The 17,144-nt window shown below is 66.9% G+C and carries 18 protein-coding genes; 8 read left to right on the plus strand and 10 right to left on the minus strand.

Features of this window, described 5'->3' with window-relative positions; translation table 11 throughout:
* Position 1 precedes the first annotated feature (1 nt).
* The gene (locus QTH86_RS05365; RefSeq protein WP_286645697.1) at positions 2–505 is read left to right on the plus strand and encodes a GAF domain-containing protein; all 504 of its coding nucleotides are present in this window, start codon (positions 2–4) and stop codon (positions 503–505) included.
* Here the strand turns inward: QTH86_RS05365 and QTH86_RS05370 are convergent.
* The 3 genes from QTH86_RS05370 to QTH86_RS05380 form a co-directional block, all read right to left on the minus strand.
* Positions 438–1,421: a LysR substrate-binding domain-containing protein gene (locus QTH86_RS05370; RefSeq protein WP_286645696.1), complete on the minus strand. Its 984-nt coding sequence runs from the start codon at positions 1,419–1,421 to the stop codon at positions 438–440. The genes QTH86_RS05365 and QTH86_RS05370 overlap by 68 nt on opposite strands.
* A 108-nt stretch (positions 1,422–1,529) precedes the next feature.
* Entirely contained in the window at positions 1,530–2,708 is a 1,179-nt protein-coding gene (locus QTH86_RS05375; RefSeq protein ID WP_286645695.1) for an aldo/keto reductase, read from the minus strand.
* A gap of 48 nt (positions 2,709–2,756) precedes the next feature.
* Positions 2,757–3,866: an aldo/keto reductase gene (locus QTH86_RS05380; protein ID WP_286645694.1), complete on the minus strand. Its 1,110-nt coding sequence runs from the start codon at positions 3,864–3,866 to the stop codon at positions 2,757–2,759.
* A gap of 184 nt (positions 3,867–4,050) precedes the next feature.
* Between QTH86_RS05380 and QTH86_RS05385 the strand changes: the two genes are divergently transcribed.
* The 5 genes from QTH86_RS05385 to QTH86_RS05405 all read left to right on the plus strand — a co-directional run bounded on the left by QTH86_RS05385 (position 4,051) and on the right by QTH86_RS05405 (position 7,893).
* Positions 4,051–4,731: a heavy metal response regulator transcription factor gene (locus QTH86_RS05385; RefSeq protein WP_286645693.1), complete on the plus strand. Its 681-nt coding sequence runs from the start codon at positions 4,051–4,053 to the stop codon at positions 4,729–4,731.
* Positions 4,709–6,142: a heavy metal sensor histidine kinase gene (locus tag QTH86_RS05390; RefSeq protein ID WP_286645692.1), complete on the plus strand. Its 1,434-nt coding sequence runs from the start codon at positions 4,709–4,711 to the stop codon at positions 6,140–6,142. Before QTH86_RS05385 ends, QTH86_RS05390 begins: the two co-directional genes overlap by 23 nt.
* A gap of 43 nt (positions 6,143–6,185) precedes the next feature.
* On the plus strand, positions 6,186–6,410 hold the full coding sequence (locus tag QTH86_RS05395; RefSeq protein ID WP_286645691.1) for a DUF904 domain-containing protein: 225 nt from the start codon (positions 6,186–6,188) through the stop codon (positions 6,408–6,410).
* Positions 6,407–6,745 carry a cell division protein ZapA gene (locus QTH86_RS05400; RefSeq protein ID WP_286645690.1) on the plus strand — a complete coding sequence of 113 codons (339 nt, stop codon included), beginning with the start codon at positions 6,407–6,409 and terminating at the stop codon, positions 6,743–6,745. The genes QTH86_RS05395 and QTH86_RS05400 overlap by 4 nt, the downstream gene beginning before the upstream one ends.
* 332 nt (positions 6,746–7,077) lie before the next feature.
* Positions 7,078–7,893 (plus strand): sulfite exporter TauE/SafE family protein, encoded by an 816-nt coding sequence (locus QTH86_RS05405; protein WP_286645689.1) that lies wholly within the window; start codon positions 7,078–7,080, stop codon positions 7,891–7,893.
* Positions 7,894–7,920: 27 nt separating this feature from the next.
* Here QTH86_RS05405 and QTH86_RS05410 read toward each other — a convergent pair whose 3' ends face one another.
* Positions 7,921–8,850 carry a LysR family transcriptional regulator gene (locus tag QTH86_RS05410; RefSeq protein WP_286645688.1) on the minus strand — a complete coding sequence of 310 codons (930 nt, stop codon included), beginning with the start codon at positions 8,848–8,850 and terminating at the stop codon, positions 7,921–7,923.
* A gap of 137 nt (positions 8,851–8,987) precedes the next feature.
* Between QTH86_RS05410 and QTH86_RS05415 the strand changes: the two genes are divergently transcribed.
* Positions 8,988–9,392 (plus strand): RidA family protein, encoded by a 405-nt coding sequence (locus tag QTH86_RS05415; protein ID WP_286645687.1) that lies wholly within the window; start codon positions 8,988–8,990, stop codon positions 9,390–9,392.
* Between the two features lie 10 nt (positions 9,393–9,402).
* Here the strand turns inward: QTH86_RS05415 and QTH86_RS05420 are convergent, their stop codons facing one another.
* The 4 genes from QTH86_RS05420 to QTH86_RS05435 are packed head-to-tail and all read right to left on the minus strand — an operon-like array spanning position 9,403 to position 12,756.
* Positions 9,403–10,683 carry a TRAP transporter large permease gene (locus QTH86_RS05420; RefSeq protein ID WP_286645686.1) on the minus strand — a complete coding sequence of 427 codons (1,281 nt, stop codon included), beginning with the start codon at positions 10,681–10,683 and terminating at the stop codon, positions 9,403–9,405.
* Positions 10,680–11,264 carry a TRAP transporter small permease gene (locus tag QTH86_RS05425; RefSeq protein ID WP_286645685.1) on the minus strand — a complete coding sequence of 195 codons (585 nt, stop codon included), beginning with the start codon at positions 11,262–11,264 and terminating at the stop codon, positions 10,680–10,682. The genes QTH86_RS05420 and QTH86_RS05425 overlap by 4 nt, the downstream gene beginning before the upstream one ends.
* 18 nt (positions 11,265–11,282) lie before the next feature.
* Positions 11,283–11,723: a type II 3-dehydroquinate dehydratase gene (locus tag QTH86_RS05430; protein ID WP_286645684.1), complete on the minus strand. Its 441-nt coding sequence runs from the start codon at positions 11,721–11,723 to the stop codon at positions 11,283–11,285.
* Positions 11,724–11,754: 31 nt separating this feature from the next.
* A complete protein-coding gene (locus tag QTH86_RS05435) occupies positions 11,755–12,756 on the minus strand; it encodes a TRAP transporter substrate-binding protein (protein WP_286645683.1) in 1,002 nt (333 codons plus the stop codon).
* A 167-nt stretch (positions 12,757–12,923) separates the two neighbouring features.
* Between QTH86_RS05435 and QTH86_RS05440 the strand changes: the two genes are divergently transcribed.
* Positions 12,924–13,709, plus strand: coding sequence for an IclR family transcriptional regulator (locus tag QTH86_RS05440; protein WP_286645682.1), 786 nt, complete (start codon positions 12,924–12,926; stop codon positions 13,707–13,709).
* 34 nt (positions 13,710–13,743) lie between these two features.
* Here QTH86_RS05440 and QTH86_RS05445 read toward each other — a convergent pair whose 3' ends face one another.
* Both QTH86_RS05445 and QTH86_RS05450 read right to left on the minus strand, forming a co-directional pair.
* A complete protein-coding gene (locus tag QTH86_RS05445) occupies positions 13,744–15,930 on the minus strand; it encodes an outer membrane protein assembly factor BamB family protein (RefSeq protein ID WP_286645681.1) in 2,187 nt (728 codons plus the stop codon).
* A 106-nt stretch (positions 15,931–16,036) separates the two neighbouring features.
* The gene (locus QTH86_RS05450) at positions 16,037–16,918 is read right to left on the minus strand and encodes a ThuA domain-containing protein (protein ID WP_286645680.1); all 882 of its coding nucleotides are present in this window, start codon (positions 16,916–16,918) and stop codon (positions 16,037–16,039) included.
* Positions 16,919–17,144: the final 226 nt, after the last annotated feature.

Below are 17,144 nucleotides of genomic sequence, written 5' to 3' on the forward strand. Positions count from 1 at the left end.
CATGACGGACCGCACGCCCACCGAGAACGCGCTACAGGCCATCCTCGAGGGCCATCGGCAGGAAGATCCCGCCGCCGCAGTGTTCGCCGCTGTCGATGCCAGTCTCGCGGCGAGCCCGGGACATCGCCTGCTGACCGTGCTGATGTTCGTCCCCGAACGCAGCGAGTCCGTGCGCGTCTACAGCAGCCACCCCGGCGCCAACCCGGTGGGCGGGCGCAAGACCTTGACCGACGCGCCTCGAATGCAGAAGGTGCTTGCATCGGGCCGGCCGTTCGTGGGGCATTCGCGCCAGGACATCATCGACAACTTCCCGGACCACCAGAAGCTTCTGGCCAATGGATGGGAAAGCATCATCAACATGCCGGTCCACTGGGGCCGCCGCGTGCTTGGGACCGTCAACCTCATGCACGCCGAAGGCCACTACGCGGGGGCCGACCTCACATGGGTGCAGACCTGCGCGCAGCTTTGCGTGCCGGCCTTTCTGGAACGGGGCTCGCGTCGCTGAAAAGGTTGACGCCCTGCCAGCGCTTCTGCGCGACCTCTTCCTCGATGACCCGCAGCAGGACCTCGCGGACGCACTGCACGGCGGGGCTGCGAGAGGCCGACACGGAAACGCTGAGCGACAGTTCCCGCACCAAGGGGCGGTCGGCCAACCGAACGCCCCGCACCCGTCCATGCTTCTGCGCCAACGCGAACGCCGAAAATGGCAAGACCGTTGCGCCGACGCCCCGCTCCACCGAAAGGATGAGGATTTCGACGGCGCTCGTCTCGGCGACCAGCTTGAAGCGCAGCTGGTGTTCGTTCAACAGCCGTTCGGTCGCCACCCGCACGGAGTTCGGATGGGTGGGAAGCAGAAGGGGCAGCGCGGCGAATTCGCCAAGCGATATGACGGCCGGCAGCGGATCTGCCGCCGCGACGACGGCGTAGAGCTCCTCCATCAAGATGGGCTCGATACGCAGCCTCGCATCCGCCCGGGCATCCATGGTGATCGCCAGCGCCAGGCGGTCGGCCTGGACCTGGCCCACCAGATCGCCACTCGACGCTTCGACCATTTCCAGCTCGATCAGCGGATAGTGCTGCCGCAGCCGCTCCAGAAGCGGCACGGCCACGACGCGCGAGGTGCTCGTTGGGAAGCCGACGGCAACGCGTCCCGACGGGGCGTCGCTGCCCTTGCGCACCGCGAGATGCGCCTCGTCGACCTGGCGAAGAATCGTCTTGGCATGGCGATACAGCAGTTCCCCGACCGCCGTCGCGCGCGTCCCCTGGGGCGTGCGGTCGAGCAGATGCGTTTCCAGCTCTGCCTCCAGGTTGGTCATGTGTTGACTCAACGAGGGCTGCGCGATGAAAAGAGCCTCGGCCGCGGCGGTGATGTTCCGGAGCTCCACCACCTTCACGAAATAGCGCAGCTGACGGATATCCATGGCTCTTGGCAACTCCTGTGTATGACCTCGCGGGCTGAGCGGCGCCGGCGGGTGAGCGCCGCATGGATTGCAAGGGCGATCGCGGGAGTCTAGCCGCCGTCGCACCGATCAGACCGGCAGTGGCGCGTTCCGCGCAATGAGTCCCTCACGCTGGAGCGCGGTCCAGAAGTCCGGGGCGATCCCGACCTTCATCGAGTCGGCATTGGCGCGCACCTGGCCGGGTGCGCGTGCGCCCGGGATCACGGCCGAGACGATGGACGGCGCCGCCGCGAACTGGAGCGCTGCGGTGCGCACGTCGATGCCGAAACGATCGGCCACGGCCATGATGCGCGCCCGCTTCTCCACCGCACCGGCCGGGATCTGGTCGCTGAAGTGATAGCGGCTGCGTCCGCCCAGGAAGCCATCGTTCAGCGGCGTGCCCACCACGACCGAAATGCCCTTCCTCTGCAAGGCGGGGAAGGTGCGGTCCAGCGTGTCCTGGTGGTCGAGGATCGAATACTGGCAGGCCAGCAGCACGATGTCCGGCGTCGGTACATCGGACTCGGCGGCCAGGACGGCCGCATTGGGCGTGTTGATGCCGAAGCCCCAGGCGCGGATCAGGCCCTCTTCGCGCATGCGGGCCAGTTCGGCCATCGCGCCTTTGGCGGCGATCTCGAAGTACGCCTGCCAGGGGCGGTCGAGTTCAGCGTTGTCCGGCGAAAGGTCGTGGATGAACACGACGTCGATCTTCGGGAGGCCCAGGCGCTGCAGGCTGTCCTCCACCGAGCGGCGCGCACCCGCGGCGCTGAAGTCGTAGGTGTACGAGAACGGCGCCGGCGAGGCCCACAGGGCCGCATTGGGCAGCGTTGCACGCGATGCCTTGAGCACGCGGCCGACCTTGGTGGAGACCACGTAGCTGTCGACAGGTTTGCCGCGCAGGAACTGGCCGAGCCGGTACTCGCTCAGGCCGTAGCCATAGAACGGGGAAGTGTCGAAGTAGCGCACCCCGGAATCCCACGCCGCCTGCAGCACGGACTGCGCCTGCGCGTCGCTGATGCCCTCGAAGATGTTGCCCATCTGCGTGCCGCCCATGCCGAAGCGAAAAGGCGTGCGATAGCGCAGGCCGCCCGCGCCGTCGTTGCGCGGCAGGGTGCCGCGGACGATGTTGCCGCGCGTGGGCATGACGCTGCCGCGCGCGGTCAGGGCTGCGGGCACGGCCGTCGGGCCGGGCTGGGCCTGGGCCAGACGGACCGCGGCCAGGGAGGCCGCGGCACTGCCGCCGGCGACCAGAAAATCTCTGCGTTGCATGGTTTTTTCCTTTGATGAAACAGGGGGGTGAGGCCGACCGGCCCGCGTTCAGGTGCGTGCCCGTTGCGCCGCCTGCGCGCGCCGGATCAGGCCCTGGTATTGCTGCTGCTTGTCGGGGTACCAGGGGAGCGACGCGACCTGGCTGAAGCCCGGCAACGCTTCGACGTGGCGCGCCATGCGCTCGCGCATCGCCGCATCCGGCAGCGGGCCACGCAGCGCGCCGAGGTTGTCCTGCGCATGGGCCGGATTCGCCGTGGAACTCAGGCAGCAGGTGACGGCCGGATGCGACATGACGAACTTCAGGAAGTATTGCGCCCAGCTCTCGATCCCCAGCTCACGCGCGAAATCCGGCAAGGGCGCCTGGCCGATCGCCTTGTGCAGCCGCCCCTTCTCCATCGACATGTTCACCAGCACCGACACGCCGCGCTGCTGGGCCGCAGCGAACACCGTGCGCTCGGCCTGGCGGTTGGCAATCGAATAGTTGACCTGCACGACATCGACCGCGCCGCGTTGTACCCACTTCGTCAACACGTCGTGGTAGTCGTTCTCGTGGTGCGTCACGCCCACCAGCCGGGTGAAGCCTTCCTTCTTCCAGATCTCCATGAGCGGAACCGCGACATCGACATTGACGAGGCTGTGACACTGCATCACGTCGAACCGGCTTCGCCACAGCCGCAACTGCGATTCGCGCAGGCTTTTGAGCGCATGGCCCTCGTCCGCCAGGAACTCGCCCGTCACCCACAGCTTGTTGGCGATGAAGAGCTGTTCGTTGTGGCCCGTGCTGCTTGCGAGATCGCCGATGGTCACCTCGGCGCTGCCGTACAGCGGCGACGTGTCGAGGACGCGGACGCCGGCGTCCCAGTAGCGCTTTGCGACCTCCGCCAGGTGGCTGCGCGGCGCGCCGGGAAGGAGGTCGAAAGTCAGGAAAGTGCCCAGCCCCAACGCCGGCAGCACGTCCCCCGTGCGCTCGACGCGCTTGGTGAGGATGCCGGGTGCGGCGGTGGCGAAGCGTGGCGCCGTCGTGGCGCCTGCCGCCGTCTGGGCGTGGACCAGGTCCCAGGACAGGGCTGCGGCCGCAGCACCGATGCCCGCACCCTGGCGCAGGAAGCCCCGCCTGCCGGATCGGGCATGAAGGGCACGATGAAATGGATCTTGCATGGTGGATGCTCCTGGTGCTGGAAAGAAAGAGGGGCCGCCGCGCGTTGGCGTTGACACGCGCGTCGGCTCGAACCGGTCTTCATCTTTCAGACGCAGATAACCAATGCATCGCGGGCTGATTACAGATTCGTAATCCAGGGCATCCGGCCGCATCGGACAATGGACACCACGACGAAAACGGACCATGCACAGACTGCTAGTCATTGAAGACGACCCCGGCGTGGCCGACTATCTGCACCAGGGCCTGACCGAAAGCGGCTATGCCGTCGATGTGGCCAGGACCGGCCCGGAAGGCCGCGCCATCGCGATGGCGGGCAGTTATGCCGTGGTGCTGCTCGACCTCATGCTGCCCGGCATGGATGGCTTCGAGGTGCTCAAGGGTATTCGCGAGCACGGCCACACGCCGGTGCTGATGCTCACGGCCCGCGACCGCGTGGACGACCGCGTCAAGGGGCTGAGTGCGGGCGCCGACGACTACCTGGTCAAGCCCTTCGCGTTTTCGGAGCTGCAGGCACGCGTGGTGGCGCTGATCCGGCGCGGCAATTCCGCCTTCACCGAACAAACGCTGCTCAGCGTGGCCGACCTGGAGGTGGACTTTGCCGCGCACACGGTGCGCCGCGAGGGCCGGCGCATCGAATTGAGCCCCAAGGAATTCCAGCTGCTGTCGCTGCTGATCCGACGCAAGGGCCAGGTCGTCACGCGCACGACCTTGGCCGAGCGGGTCTGGAATGTCCACTTCGACACCGAGTCGAACATGGTGGAAGTCACGGTGCGTCGCCTTCGTGCGAAGATGGACGACGACTTCTCCTTGAAGCTCGTCCACACCGTCAGAGGCGTTGGCTATGCGCTCGAAGACCGCAGTTGAGTCGTCGTCCATCGTCTTGAGCCTGTCGCTGCGGCTGGCATGGCTGGCGGCGGCATTGCTGGGCCTCATGGCGATCTGCGTCTATCTGGCGGTGGCCGCGCTGCAGGTGAAGGCGCAGGAACGCCTGCTCACGCTGAAGGTAAACAAGCTCACCGAAACGTCCCAGATCCTGCTGCGCGCGGACGACCACCGCTTCGCGGCACTCCTGCAGAACAACGCCGCCAGGCGGCCAGGCACACGGCTGGAGATCTTCGATGCCGATGGTCGCCTGTTCTATGCCGACCCGTTCACCGAGCCGCATCAACTCTCCCGCCACCAGCGCACCCGCCACTTCACCCTGCACGCTGCGTCGGGTGAAGCAGCGCCGGTGCTGCAAGGCAGTTTCACCATCGACGTGGCATCGGACGTCCAGCTGGCCCAGACACTGCAGAACGTGCTGGCCCTGGCGACGCTCATCGGCACCCTCGTGGCCGGCCTGCTGTCCTTTCTGGTCGTTCGACAGGGCCTCCGGCCGTTGGGCCGATTCGCTGCCGAGACGGAAGCCATGAGCAGGAGCGCCACGCCCGGCCATCTGGCATTGGCACCCCGCAGCAGCCGAGAACTCGCGCCCCTGGTCGTGCATTTCAACCAGCTGATGACGCGGCTGCGCGCGAGCCGCGACCAACTGGAAGCCTTCAATGCCGATGTGGCGCACGAACTGCGAACGCCCTTGACGACCCTGATCGGCAAAACGGAGCTCGCCCTCTCCCGGCCGCGAGGCATGGACGAGCTCGCCGCCACGCTGGTGTCGAACCTCGAAGCGCTCCGGCGCATCGGTGCGCTGGTCAACGACATGCTTTTTCTGGCGCGCGCCGACGGCGGCGATACCGCACGCCTTGGCCCGGTGGGCAGCCTGCGCGCCCTGATGCAGGACATGATGGACTACCACGAACCCGCCGCCAGCGAACGCGGCGTGGCACTCTCGGTGCAGGGCGACCTGGTGCTGGCGGTGGACGAACCCCTGTTCCTGCGCGCGCTGTCCAACCTGCTGGACAACGCCACACGCCACGCGACGCCCGGGACGGCGGTGACGGTCGTGCTCGATACCGAGGCGGGCATACCGCAACTCGGTGTGCGCAACGAAGGGGCGCCGATCGCGCCCGCAGACGTACCCCGGTTGTTTGATCGGTTCTACCGCGCCGACATTGCCCGATCCAGTGACGGCATGCATTGCGGCCTGGGTCTGGCCATCGTCGCCGCGGTCGCCCGCATGCATGGCGGGCGAACCTCGGCCCGCTCCGATGCGAGCTGTACCGTCATCGGTTTCACCCTTGCCCCACACCGCGCCAAGCATGACCCCATGGAAGACATGCTGCGCATCGACCGGCGCGAGAACGATGGATTGCGGCGCGGCGCCTGGGTGGCGGGATGAAGCGCGATGGCAATCGGCAGGCGGCCCTCTACAATCTCCAGCCATGCCCGCACCGAGCCCCCTCGATCAGATCGCCGAGCGTGTCGAACGCTTGCTCGTGCGCCATGAAGAAATCCGGCGCACCAACGCGCTGTTGCTGGAACAGGTCGAAGCGCTCACGCGCGAACGCGACGCGCTGAAGTCGCGCCTCGCGGCGGCCCGCACCCGCATCGACGCCGTGCTCGAGCGGCTGCCGATTGAACCGTCCCAGGATTCCAGCGCCTCATGAAACAGATCGAAGTCCAGATCATGGGCCAGAGCTATCTGCTCGGCTGCCCCGAAGGCGGCGAAGCGCAGTTGCGCGAGGCGGTCGAACGCGTCGACGTGGCCATGTGCAAGATCCGCGACGCCAACAAGGTGAAGGCGCGCGACCGCATCGCGGTGCTGGCCGCACTCAACCTCGCCTTCGACCTGGGCCAGCAGCCCGCCGCCGCGCCCTCCCCGGCTGCGCCGGCCGAGCCGGTGGCCACGGCGCCGAACGGCACGACACCCGACGATGCGCGCGCGGCCCAGCTGATCCAGCGCCTGGACCAGGCGCTCGCGGGCGACGGCCTGCTTCTCTGACGCGCCGACGCGTTCTTGTCAACGCGAATTCCGCAAATCGCGTGGCCCGTTGGCCTACACGTCCAACGCGATGCATGCGTAAAATCGAGCGGGTCTGCAGTGCGTGTCGGGCTTAATATTTCCTTGTTCCAATGCTCTCCGGAGCCGGGCTTGGTACATCGCTAGACGGGCGTGATCATCTCGCGTCAGATGAACCCGAAGTCTTGCTGCCCTCGCCCACCTGAACCCTGGTTCAGGATGCGGGTCCGGCACACCCCACTGCAGACACCTTTTCAGCCCGCGACGGCCCCTCATCGGGGCCGTCGTTTTTTCTGACGGAAGTTGTCTCTCGCATGTCGCTCGAACCGATGCTCATCCTCGAACTCGCCGCACTGGGCATCGGCACCGGCTTCCTGGCCGGCCTGCTGGGCATCGGCGGCGGCATGCTGATGGTGCCGTTCATCACCATCATCATGGGCCACCGCGGCGTGCCGGCCGACCTGGCCGTGAAGATGGCGATCGCGACCTCGATGGCCACCATCATCTTCACGTCGATCTCCAGCGTGCGCGCGCACCACAAGCGCGGCGCCGTTCGCTGGGACATCGTCAAGCGGCTGTCGCCCGGCATCGTCATCGGCAGCCTGATCGGCAGCCTCGGCGTCTTCGCCCTGCTCAAGGGCACGGCGCTGGCGATCTTCTTCGCGCTCTTCGTCGGCTTCTCGGCCACGCAGATGTTCCTCGACAAGAAGCCCAAGCCGACGCGGCAGATGCCCGGCACCGCGGGGCAGCTCGGCGCGGGCGGCGTGATCGGCTTCATCTCGGGCCTGGTCGGCGCGGGCGGCGGCTTCATCAGCGTGCCCTTCATGACCTGGTGCAACGTCGCCATCCACAACGCCGTCGCCACCAGCGCGGCGCTGGGCTTCCCGATCGCGGTCGCCAATGTGGCCGGCTACATCGTGAGCGGCCACAACGTGCAGGGCCTGCCGGCCGGCGCCTTCGGCTACATCTGGCTTCCGGCCCTGGTCGTGATCGCGGCCTGCAGCGTGTTCACCGCGCCGCTGGGTGCCAAGGCGGCACACAGCCTGCCGGTGAAGAAGCTCAAGCGGGTGTTCGCGAGCATCCTCTACGTGCTGGCGGCGTACATGCTCTGGAAGGGCCTGCAAGGCTGATGCCTCGGAGGCCGCCGGGATGCGCTGTCAGGCGTCTCGGCCGGCCGAGACGGGTGCATGGTGGGCCATCAGTTCGACCACCCAGTCGATGAACACGCGCAGTTTGGCGCTGACACGCCGGTTCGGCGGAAACGCCACGAACATCGGCATCGGATCCAGTCGCCACTCCTCGAACAGCGTGACCAGCTCGCCGCGTGCCACGTGCGACTTGGCCATGTACTCCGGCAGCCAGAGAATGCCCAGTCCCGCCAGGCCGGCCGCCAGATAGGCGTTGCCGTCGTCGAAGGAGAAGGCGTAGTGCCCCTGCACCTCGACGCGCTCGTCGCCGCGCCGCATGGCATAGGGGAAGGTCTTGCCGGTGCGTGACCATACATAGCCGACGATGCGGTGCCCGGCATCGTCGTCCAGCGCCCGCGGGTGCGAGGGCGTGCCGGCGCTGGCCAGGTAGCCCGGCGCGGCATAGACCCCGAGCGCCAGGTCGCTCACATGGCGTGCCACGAGCGACGGGTCGGTGATCACGCCGCCGCGCACCACGCAGTCCACGTTCTCGCCGATCAGGTCCACCATGCGGTCGCTCACGCCCATGTCGAGCTGGATCTCGGGGTAGCGCGCATGAAAGGCGGGCAATGCGGGCACCAGGATCATGCGAGCCAGCGGGCTGGGCACGTCCACGCGCAGCCGCCCTCGCGGCGACGCCGACGCGCTCGACAAGCTGGTCTCGGCATCGTCCATGTCGGCCAGCAGGCGAACGACGCGCTCGTAATATGCCGCGCCATCGGCGGTGACGTTGACCTTGCGCGTGGTCCGGTTGAGCAGCTTGACGCGCAGTCGCGCTTCCAGCTGCTGCACCAGTTGCGTCACGCTGGTCTTGCTCATGTGCAAGGTCTCGGCCGCCTTGGTGAAGCTGCGCGTTTCCACCACGCGAGCGAAAGCGTGCATCGCATCGAAACGGTCCATCAAGGCTCCAGAAGCATTCGAAGATTGTTCGGGTTCGACAAACAGTGATTGTTGATGCTGCTTGTTTATCCGGGAAGCAGGGGTCTCTAGAGTCCCTTCATCACCAACCCGGGCAATCGCCCCCAAGACAGCACTCCATGACGCAGCGCGATGTCGTTTTTCCAGCCGGGCGGCAAGCCCTCTACGAAAAGAACCGCTATTCGCCAGCGGTCCGGTCCAACGGATTCCTCTTCGTGTCGGGACAGGTCGGCAGTCGCCCCGACGGCTCGCCCGAACCCGGGCTCGAAGCCCAGGTCCGGCTCGCGTTCGAGAACCTGAACGCGATCCTGAAGGCGGCAGGTTGCACCTTCGACGATGTGGTCGACGTCACCCTGTTCGTGGTCGATCCCGAATCGAACTTCGAGACCATCTGGAAGGTGGTGCCCGACTACTGGGGCAGCGCGCCGCACCCGACGCTGACCGGCATCGGCGTGACCTGGCTCTACGGCTTCCAGTTCGAGATCAAGGTGATCGCGAAGCTGCCGGAAGAGCGCCCGCGCTGATCTGCGCGGGTCAGCCGTGGAAGAACTTCGCCGGCCCCGTCACCAGCCAAGGAAAGACCACCATCAGGAACATGACCGCGAACTCCGCGATCATGAAGGGCACCACGCCGCGGGTGACGTCGTCCATCCTCATGCGCCCCACCCCCGCGACCACGTTGAGCACCGTGCCCACCGGCGGCGTGATCAGGCCGATCGAGTTGTTGATGATGAACATCACGCCGAAGTAGACCGGGTCGATCCCGGCCGCCTTGACCACTGGCATCAGCACCGGCGTGAGGATGAGGATGGTCGGCGTCATGTCCATCGCGGTGCCGACGATCATCACCAGCACCATGATCGCGACCATCAGCAGGATCTTGTTGTCCATGAAGGGCTCGAGCAGCCCGATCACCTTCGACGGCAGGTCGGCCACGGTGATGAGCCAGGCACTGACCATGGCCGCGGCGATCAGGAACATCACGATGGCGCTGGTTTTCGCCGCACTGACGAACACCGGGTAGAGCGTGCGCCACGACAGCTCGCGGTAGATGACCGTCGAGACGAACAGCGCATACACCGCGGCCACCACCGCCGCCTCGGTCGGCGTGAAGACGCCCATGCGCAGGCCCACCAGAATGATCACCGGCAGCATCAGCGCCCACAGCGCCTTGCGGAACGCGGCGCCGATCTCGGCGCCCGACTGGCGCGGCGGCGGCACGATCTTCTCGCGGCGAACCAGCCAGGCCCAGGTGACCCACAGCGCGCCGCCGATCAGCAGGCCCGGCACGATGGCCGCGAGGAAGAGCTTGGAGATCGACACGTTGGCGGCCACGCCGAAGATCACCAGCCCGATGCTCGGCGGGATCACAGGTCCGATCACGCCAGTCGCCGCGATGAGCCCGCCGGCACGTGCCTTGTCGTGGCCCGCGCTCACCATCATCGGCAGCAGCAGCGCCGTCAGCGCAGCGGCATCGGCCACGGCCGAACCCGACAGCGCCGACAGCAGGCAGCCCGCCATGATCGTCACATAGCCCAGCCCGCCCTTCACATGGCCGACCAGCGCGAGCGCGAAGTCGACGATGCGTTTGGACAGGCCGCCAGCGTTCATGATCTCGCCGGCCAGCATGAAGAAAGGCACAGCCAGCAGCGGGAAGCTGTCGGCACCACCGATCACGTTCTGCGCCAGGATCTGCGCGTCGAACAAATCGAGGTGCCACATGAGCGCGACGCCGCTCGCCAGCAGCGAGAACGCGATCGGGATGCCGATCGCCATGGCCAGCAGCAGCGCGCCGACGAAAACGAGAATGGTCATGGAGACACCTTGCCCTGCGCCGTCGGCGACGCGGATTGTGCGGAGACCTCACCGAGGATCTGCTGCAGCTGCACGGCCTCTTCCGACTCCTGCACCATCACCAGCTCGTCGTCGGCCAGCTGGCCGGTCAGCATGCGGTACAGATCGAGCAGCAGGATCAGCCCGGCCAGCACGGCGAACACGATGCCGGATGCATAGACGATCGCCATCGAGGCGCCCGTGGTCGGCGCGGTCACGTCCCAATTGATGCGGGCCTGCGCCACGCTGCCCTGGAACAGCAGCCACACGATGTAGAGCATCACGACATGGCCGAATAGCAGGCAGGCCTTCTTGCCGCCCCGCGGCAAGCGCTGCACCACCATGTCCACGCCCAGGTGGCCATGCTCGCGCAGGGCGACCACGGCGCCCAGGAAGGTCATCCAGATGAAGAGCCAGCGCGACACCTCCTCGGACACGGTGATGCCGGAGTTGAAGCCGTAGCGCAGCACGACGTTGCCGAAGACGAGCACGACCATCACCGCCAGCATGGCGGCGATCACCGCCTCGATGCCGCGGCACGCGCCGTCGATCCATCGGTTCATGAGCTTCCTCGCCCTGAATCAGGCCGGCGCGCGGAGCGTGTCGACCAGCGCACGCAGCGCGGCCAGGTACGACACCGGCCCCAGGCCCTGGATGGTCGCCTTCACGGCAGGCGAGATGATCGAATGCGCGCGCCAGGCCTCGCGCGCCGCGATGTTCGACATGTGGACCTCGATCGTCGGGAAGGGCATCGCCTTGATCGCGTCGTGCAGCGGCACGCCGTGCTGCGTGAGGCCAGCCGGGTTCACCAGCGCACCCTGGGCGATGTCGATGTGCGCGTGCAGGAAGTCGACCAGCGCGCCTTCGTGGTTCGACTGCAGGATCGCGAGCTCGACCTGCAGCTCGCCGGCCAGGCGCTCCAGCCGTTCGTTGATCTGCGCCAGCGTCGTGGTGCCGTAGATGTGGGGTTCGCGGCGGCCGAACAGGTTGAGGTTCGGGCCGTGGAGGACGAGGATCTTCATGGGGTGTCGGATGTGTGTACGCTCGTTCGGGTCACTTGCGGATGCGCGCCAGCTCGTCGTTGTAGAGCTTGACGATCGCCGGGTCGTAGCTGGCGGCGAACTTCTCGGTGACCGGCTTGGCGATCTGGCGCATGCGCGCCTGTTCGGCCGGTGCCAGTTCGTTGTACTGCAGGCCCTTGGCCTGGAGGTCGCCCACGGCGCGCTGGGCGGCGGCGCGGCTCACCTGGCGCTGGTAGCCGCGCGCCTCGTTGGCGGCGTCGTTCATCATCTTCTGCTCGGCCGGCGTGAGCGAGTCCCAGAACTTCTTGCTCACCAGCACGATGTTCGCGGCATAGACGTGGTTCGTGGCGCTCACGAACTTCTGCACCTCGAAGAACTTGTTCGACAGGATGACCGCGTACGGGTTCTCCTGCCCGTCGACCGCCTTGGCCTCCAGCGCGCCGTACAGCTCGGCGAAAGGCATGGGCACCGGGTTCGCCTTGAAGGCCTTGAAGGTCTCCAGGAACACCGGGTTGGGAATCACGCGGATCTTCAGGCCGTCGAGGTCTTCGGGCTTGGTGATCGGCCGCTTGCTGTTGGTGACGTTGCGAAAGCCCAGGTCCCAGTAGCCGAGCGCGACCAGGCCCTTCTCGGGCAGCTTCGCGATCAGTGCCTGGCCCAACGGCCCATCCAGCAGCGCGTCCGCCTGCGCGAAGGTGCTCACGGCGAAGGGAAAGTCCACCAGGCCGAATTCTTTGACGATGCCGGCGAGCGAGGTGGTCGCCGGGGCCGACATCTGCTGCACGCCGCCCTGCAGCGCCGACTGCTGCTGCATCTCGTTGCCCAGCTGCGACGCCGGGAATTCCTGCACCTTCATCTTGCCGCCGCTCTTGGCCGCGAGCAGTTCGGCGAAGCGCTTGACGCCGAAGCTCACCGGATGGTCGGCGTTGTTGAGGTGGCCGAAGCGGATGACGCGCTCCTGCTGCGCGTGCGCCGACAAGGACAGGACCACCGCTGCGCTCAACACGGCGCATCCACGAAGCAGGGATTTCATAGGAGACTCCTTGGAGATGAGCAACGACGGTCGCCCGGAATGTGCCGGCATCGTAGGCCTCGCATGGAAATAGTTTCCATAGTGGAAACCCTGTTCGCCGTTTGCTACAGTGCCTCGATAGTCCGAACCACACGCACCCGCTGCCCCTCAACCATCCGAGAACCGAGATGAGCGCCATCCTCGAACGAAGCTTCAAAGTTCTGGAGCACCTTGCCGCCGCACCGGAGGGCAAGGCACTGTCCGTGCTCGCGTCGGAGCTCGACATGCCGCTGAGCGCCACGCACCGGCTCCTGTCGGAACTGGTGCGCTGCGGCTACGTGCGGCAAGACCAGGCCCACGGCAACTACCTGCTCACCATCAAGCTGGTCTCCCTGGGGCTTGGCTTCCTCAGCGCAAGCGGCATCGTCGATATCGCACAGCCACTGCTCGACCGCCTCGCGGCCGAGTCCGGCGAACTGGTGCGTCTGGCGGTCGTCGATGGCGATGAACTCACCTTCGTCGCCAAGTCGCAGGGCGCGACGCGAGGCCTGCGGTACGACCCGGACATGGGCTTGTCGGTGAACCTGTCCTGCAGCGCCGCGGGCCACGCCTGGCTGGCCACCATGAGCGACGAACGCGCGCTCGAACTCGTCTCGCGCCAGGGTTTCGGCAAGCCCGAAGACTTCGGTCCGCGGGCGGTCACGTCGGTGAAGGCGCTTCTGGGCTACCTGAAAGCAACAAGGAACCGCGGCTTCAGCATGATCGTGGAAGTGTTCGCACCGGCGATGGCCTCGATGGCAGCCCCTATCCGGAACGGCACCGGCGCCGTGGTCGGTGTCGTGACCATCGCCGGCCCGCTCGTGCGCCTGACCGAGGCCCGGATGCTGGAAGTCGCGCCGGCCCTGCTCGCCTCCACGGAGCAGCTGACGATGGCCAGCGGAGCATCCGCGCTGCTCAAGAAGCGGGCGGCCTGAAGGCCGCTCGTGAGGTACCAGGTACCGTCCCGGCTCAATACACGACGATCTTGCCGGTCGGCCGCGGGCTGTGGCAGTCGTTGTAGAAGTACTCCCCCGGCGTCGTGAAGGTGTAGTTCGCCGAGGCGCCGGGATTGAGCCTGAAGTTGAAGGCGCCTTCGAAGAACTGCGTGGCGCAATGCACGTTGGCGTTGTCGGCAGGGTTGCGGAAGGTCACCGTCGTGTTGACCGGCACCCGCATGAAGGTCGGTGTCATGGCATTGACCGCGGTCGACTCCACCGCGCCCGGCTGGTTGGTGGCGGTCTGCACGCGTGCGAGGAACACGGTGTTGGGCGCCGGCAAGGCGGCGCCCTCCACCGCGGACCCGGACACCGGTCGGCGCACCACGGGCGGCTCGGGCGTCGCCGCAGGCGGCACCGTTCCCCCGATCTTGAAGGCCCACAGGAAGTCACCGCGTGCGGCCGAGTCGCCATAGGGAATGCTGGTGCCGCCGGCGTAGACGGCGACATATTGCTCGCCGTCGATTTCGTAGCTCACCGGGCTCGCGCTGATGGAGGCGCCGGTCTGGAAGCGCCAGAGCTCGTTGCCGTTGGTGCCGTCCATGGCCAGCAGGTTGCCGTCGGGCTGCCCGATGAACATCAGCCCGCTGGCCGTGGTCAGGATCCCGTTGCCGTGCGCCAGCGAGTACGGCATGTACTTCTTCCACTTGACGAGGTTGGTGCTGGGGTCGACCGCCACGATGCCACCGGTCATGTACTCGCCCGGCGGACGCAGGCCATTCGCTGCTTCCGTCAGCGAGTGCGCCGCCGCGACATAACCGGTGCCGGTGTAGACGAGGCCGGTGGCGGGGCTGAACGACTGGTGGTTCCAGTTCGCGCCACCGCCGTGCCCCGGTGCCGACAGCGTCGGCACATCCCAATGCGGGTCGTACAGGCAGCCCAGCGCGTAGTTCGGCACCGCGCGGTTCGGGTCGCCGGGAATGGCCGTGCCGAGGGGCTGGTCGACCACGCAGGTCTCGGTCCAGGCGCCCTGGCGCGGGATCGGCTGGGTGGGCCAGGTGGCCTGCCGTGCATCCTGCTTGACCGCCACCTCGTCGATGCCCAAGGGCGCGCTGCCATCCTTGCGGTCGAGGATGTAGTACATGCCGGTCTTGCTGCCGTAGATGATGACCTTGCGGTCCTTGCCATCGATCTTCACATTGGCCAACACCGGCGACATCACGTTGTCCATGTCCCAGATGTCGTGGTGGACGGACTGGAAGTGCCACTTGTATTCGCCGGTCTTCAGGTCCAGCGCGACAAGCGAATTGGCGAACAGGTTCAGGCCCGGGCGGGTCGAACCGTTCTGCGACGAGCCGCCCCGCGCATTGCCGAAGGTCCAGTACACGAGGTTGAGCTCGGGGTCCACGGCCGGGTGGATCCACGGCGTCGCGCCGGTGCGGTCCGACTCCGGTGCGCCGCCCCACGTCTCGTAGCCGCGCTCGCCCGGGCGCGGCACGCCCCAGAAGACGGTGAGCACCTTGCCATCGGTGGCATCGGCCGAGAACGCCGCGCCCCGGTTGCCGTCGTTGGTGCCGATGTAGAGGCGCCTGTCGTGGTAGACCAGCGCGACCTTCTGCACGGCGCCCACGAACTGCGGATCCGCGCTGGTCGGGTACTCCTTGATCCAGGCCACCTCGCCGGTGTCCTTTTTCAAGGCCACCAGGCGGTTGCCGTTGGCCACCGTGTAGACCAGACCGAGGTCCTTCGCGACCGCGACGCCGCGCCGCGTGATCACGCCGTAAGGCGTCGTCCACTTCCACTTGGTCGCGCCCGTCTTGCCGTCCACCGCGATCACATTGCCCAGCGCCGATTCGATGTAGATGACGCCATCGACCACCACCGTGGTGCTCTGGTTGGTGCCGGTGTTGATGCCGCCTTCGATGCGGTTCAGCCAGGCGCCGCCGAGTTGCGCGACCTGTGCCTTGTCGATCTTCTTCAGGCTCGAATAGTTCTGGTTGCCCAGGTTGCCGCCGACCTTCGGGAAGTCCTTGTCGCCCGGCGTGCAGCAATCCTTGAGATCCGCTGCAGACGCGGCGGGCGGCGGCACGCCACCGTTCCCGTTGCCCGCGCCCGGTGTGGGCTCTGGACTGTCATCGCCGCCCCCGCAGGCATTGAGGAGCAGCGGCGAGGCGATCACGCCGCAGGAGAGCAGAAGCGCTGCCAATGATTTGCGTTGCATGGTGTGTCTCTCGAAGAAGTGTTGGACTGACATTCGGCCGCTCGGGCCGCGCATCGGCCCGCCGTCGGAACGGCGGCGCGCAGATGTCGACGGGATGCTTCGCTGGCTACTGCGTGCAGAAGGGCGTGAGGCCCATGGCCGACTTCACGCCTTGCACCACCAGCTTCTGGAAAGCCGCGGCCCCCGGGCCGGTCGAGTTGGCCTCGAACGAATGGGTGTTGTGGCCGAGCGTCGACAGCCAGGCGCGTCCGCCGTCGTAGTACTGGCACCAGGCGACGGGATGGAAGTCCTTGTGGCCCGGGTGCGGCGCCGCGGTCAAGGGCAGGAGCGTCGCGGTGTCGACCTTCGCCAGGAACTTCACGTTCGTCGGGAAGGGCTCGAGGTTGTACCACTCGTCCTGGAAGGTGAAGCGCGCCGGCACGCCTGCGGTGGAGGGATCATCCGCGACGATGACGACATCGCCAGCGCGGTTCGGCGCATGGTTGTAGAAGTTCGCGTTGCCCAGCAGGCCTTCGTAGTACGGCCAGTTGTACTCCGCACCGAATGCGTTGTGCAGGCCGACGAAACCGCCGCCGCGGCGCATGTAGTTGCGCAGCGCCGTGCGGGCCGCATCGTTGCTGCTTGCAGCGTCCGCGTTCCACAGCGTGTCGCGGTTCGAACTCGCGAAGATGACCGCCTTGTAGTTGTTGATGCGGCCGGCCAGCACCGTCACGTCCTCGGTCCAGTCCACGGCGATGCCCTCGGCCGTGAGCATGCGCACCAGGCCGGCCTGCATGACGTTGTCGGGGTTCATGGTCGGGTTCAGACCGGCGGCCATGGGCGTGCCGAGGTTGGCGTGGCGAGGGCCCGCGGTGCGCGAGTAGACGAGCACGCGATCGGGTGTCGTCGCGAACGCCCCCCAGTCGTGGTAGCACTTCGGATCCGTGCCTCGGCACACGTTGTAGTAGGTGTCGAAGCTCGGATCCTTGACGGGCTCCGCCGGCGGCACGGGTGTCTCCGCCGGCGTGGCCGGGGGTGGTGTGGTCCCCGTCTCCGATGCGGGCGGCGGGGTGCCCGATCCGGAGTCGCCCCCTCCCCCGCACGCCGCCAAAGCCAAGGTCAGGGCGATCGCTCCCAACACGTTGAACCTGCGCAAACCGGCGTCTTCCATGAATGTCTCCTTTCTTGGGTTGAGCAAAGGCCAACGCGCGACGGCGTGGCCGTACCTGCATGCA

This window comes from Variovorax sp. J2L1-78 (assembly GCF_030317205.1).
In the GTDB taxonomy this organism is placed as follows: Bacteria; Pseudomonadota; Gammaproteobacteria; order Burkholderiales; family Burkholderiaceae_C; genus Variovorax; species Variovorax arabinosiphilus.

Coding starts and splice junctions, on each gene's coding strand:
- QTH86_RS05365 (WP_286645697.1), top strand. CDS start 2: ATGACGGACCGCACGCCCACCGAGAACGCGCTACAGGCCATCCTCGAG.
- QTH86_RS05370 (WP_286645696.1), bottom strand. CDS start 1,421: ATGGATATCCGTCAGCTGCGCTATTTCGTGAAGGTGGTGGAGCTCCGG.
- QTH86_RS05375 (WP_286645695.1), bottom strand. CDS start 2,708: ATGCAACGCAGAGATTTTCTGGTCGCCGGCGGCAGTGCCGCGGCCTCC.
- QTH86_RS05380 (WP_286645694.1), bottom strand. CDS start 3,866: ATGCAAGATCCATTTCATCGTGCCCTTCATGCCCGATCCGGCAGGCGG.
- QTH86_RS05385 (WP_286645693.1), top strand. CDS start 4,051: ATGCACAGACTGCTAGTCATTGAAGACGACCCCGGCGTGGCCGACTAT.
- QTH86_RS05390 (WP_286645692.1), top strand. CDS start 4,709: ATGCGCTCGAAGACCGCAGTTGAGTCGTCGTCCATCGTCTTGAGCCTG.
- QTH86_RS05395 (WP_286645691.1), top strand. CDS start 6,186: ATGCCCGCACCGAGCCCCCTCGATCAGATCGCCGAGCGTGTCGAACGC.
- QTH86_RS05400 (WP_286645690.1), top strand. CDS start 6,407: ATGAAACAGATCGAAGTCCAGATCATGGGCCAGAGCTATCTGCTCGGC.
- QTH86_RS05405 (WP_286645689.1), top strand. CDS start 7,078: ATGTCGCTCGAACCGATGCTCATCCTCGAACTCGCCGCACTGGGCATC.
- QTH86_RS05410 (WP_286645688.1), bottom strand. CDS start 8,850: ATGGACCGTTTCGATGCGATGCACGCTTTCGCTCGCGTGGTGGAAACG.
- QTH86_RS05415 (WP_286645687.1), top strand. CDS start 8,988: ATGACGCAGCGCGATGTCGTTTTTCCAGCCGGGCGGCAAGCCCTCTAC.
- QTH86_RS05420 (WP_286645686.1), bottom strand. CDS start 10,683: ATGACCATTCTCGTTTTCGTCGGCGCGCTGCTGCTGGCCATGGCGATC.
- QTH86_RS05425 (WP_286645685.1), bottom strand. CDS start 11,264: ATGAACCGATGGATCGACGGCGCGTGCCGCGGCATCGAGGCGGTGATC.
- QTH86_RS05430 (WP_286645684.1), bottom strand. CDS start 11,723: ATGAAGATCCTCGTCCTCCACGGCCCGAACCTCAACCTGTTCGGCCGC.
- QTH86_RS05435 (WP_286645683.1), bottom strand. CDS start 12,756: ATGAAATCCCTGCTTCGTGGATGCGCCGTGTTGAGCGCAGCGGTGGTC.
- QTH86_RS05440 (WP_286645682.1), top strand. CDS start 12,924: ATGAGCGCCATCCTCGAACGAAGCTTCAAAGTTCTGGAGCACCTTGCC.
- QTH86_RS05445 (WP_286645681.1), bottom strand. CDS start 15,930: ATGCAACGCAAATCATTGGCAGCGCTTCTGCTCTCCTGCGGCGTGATC.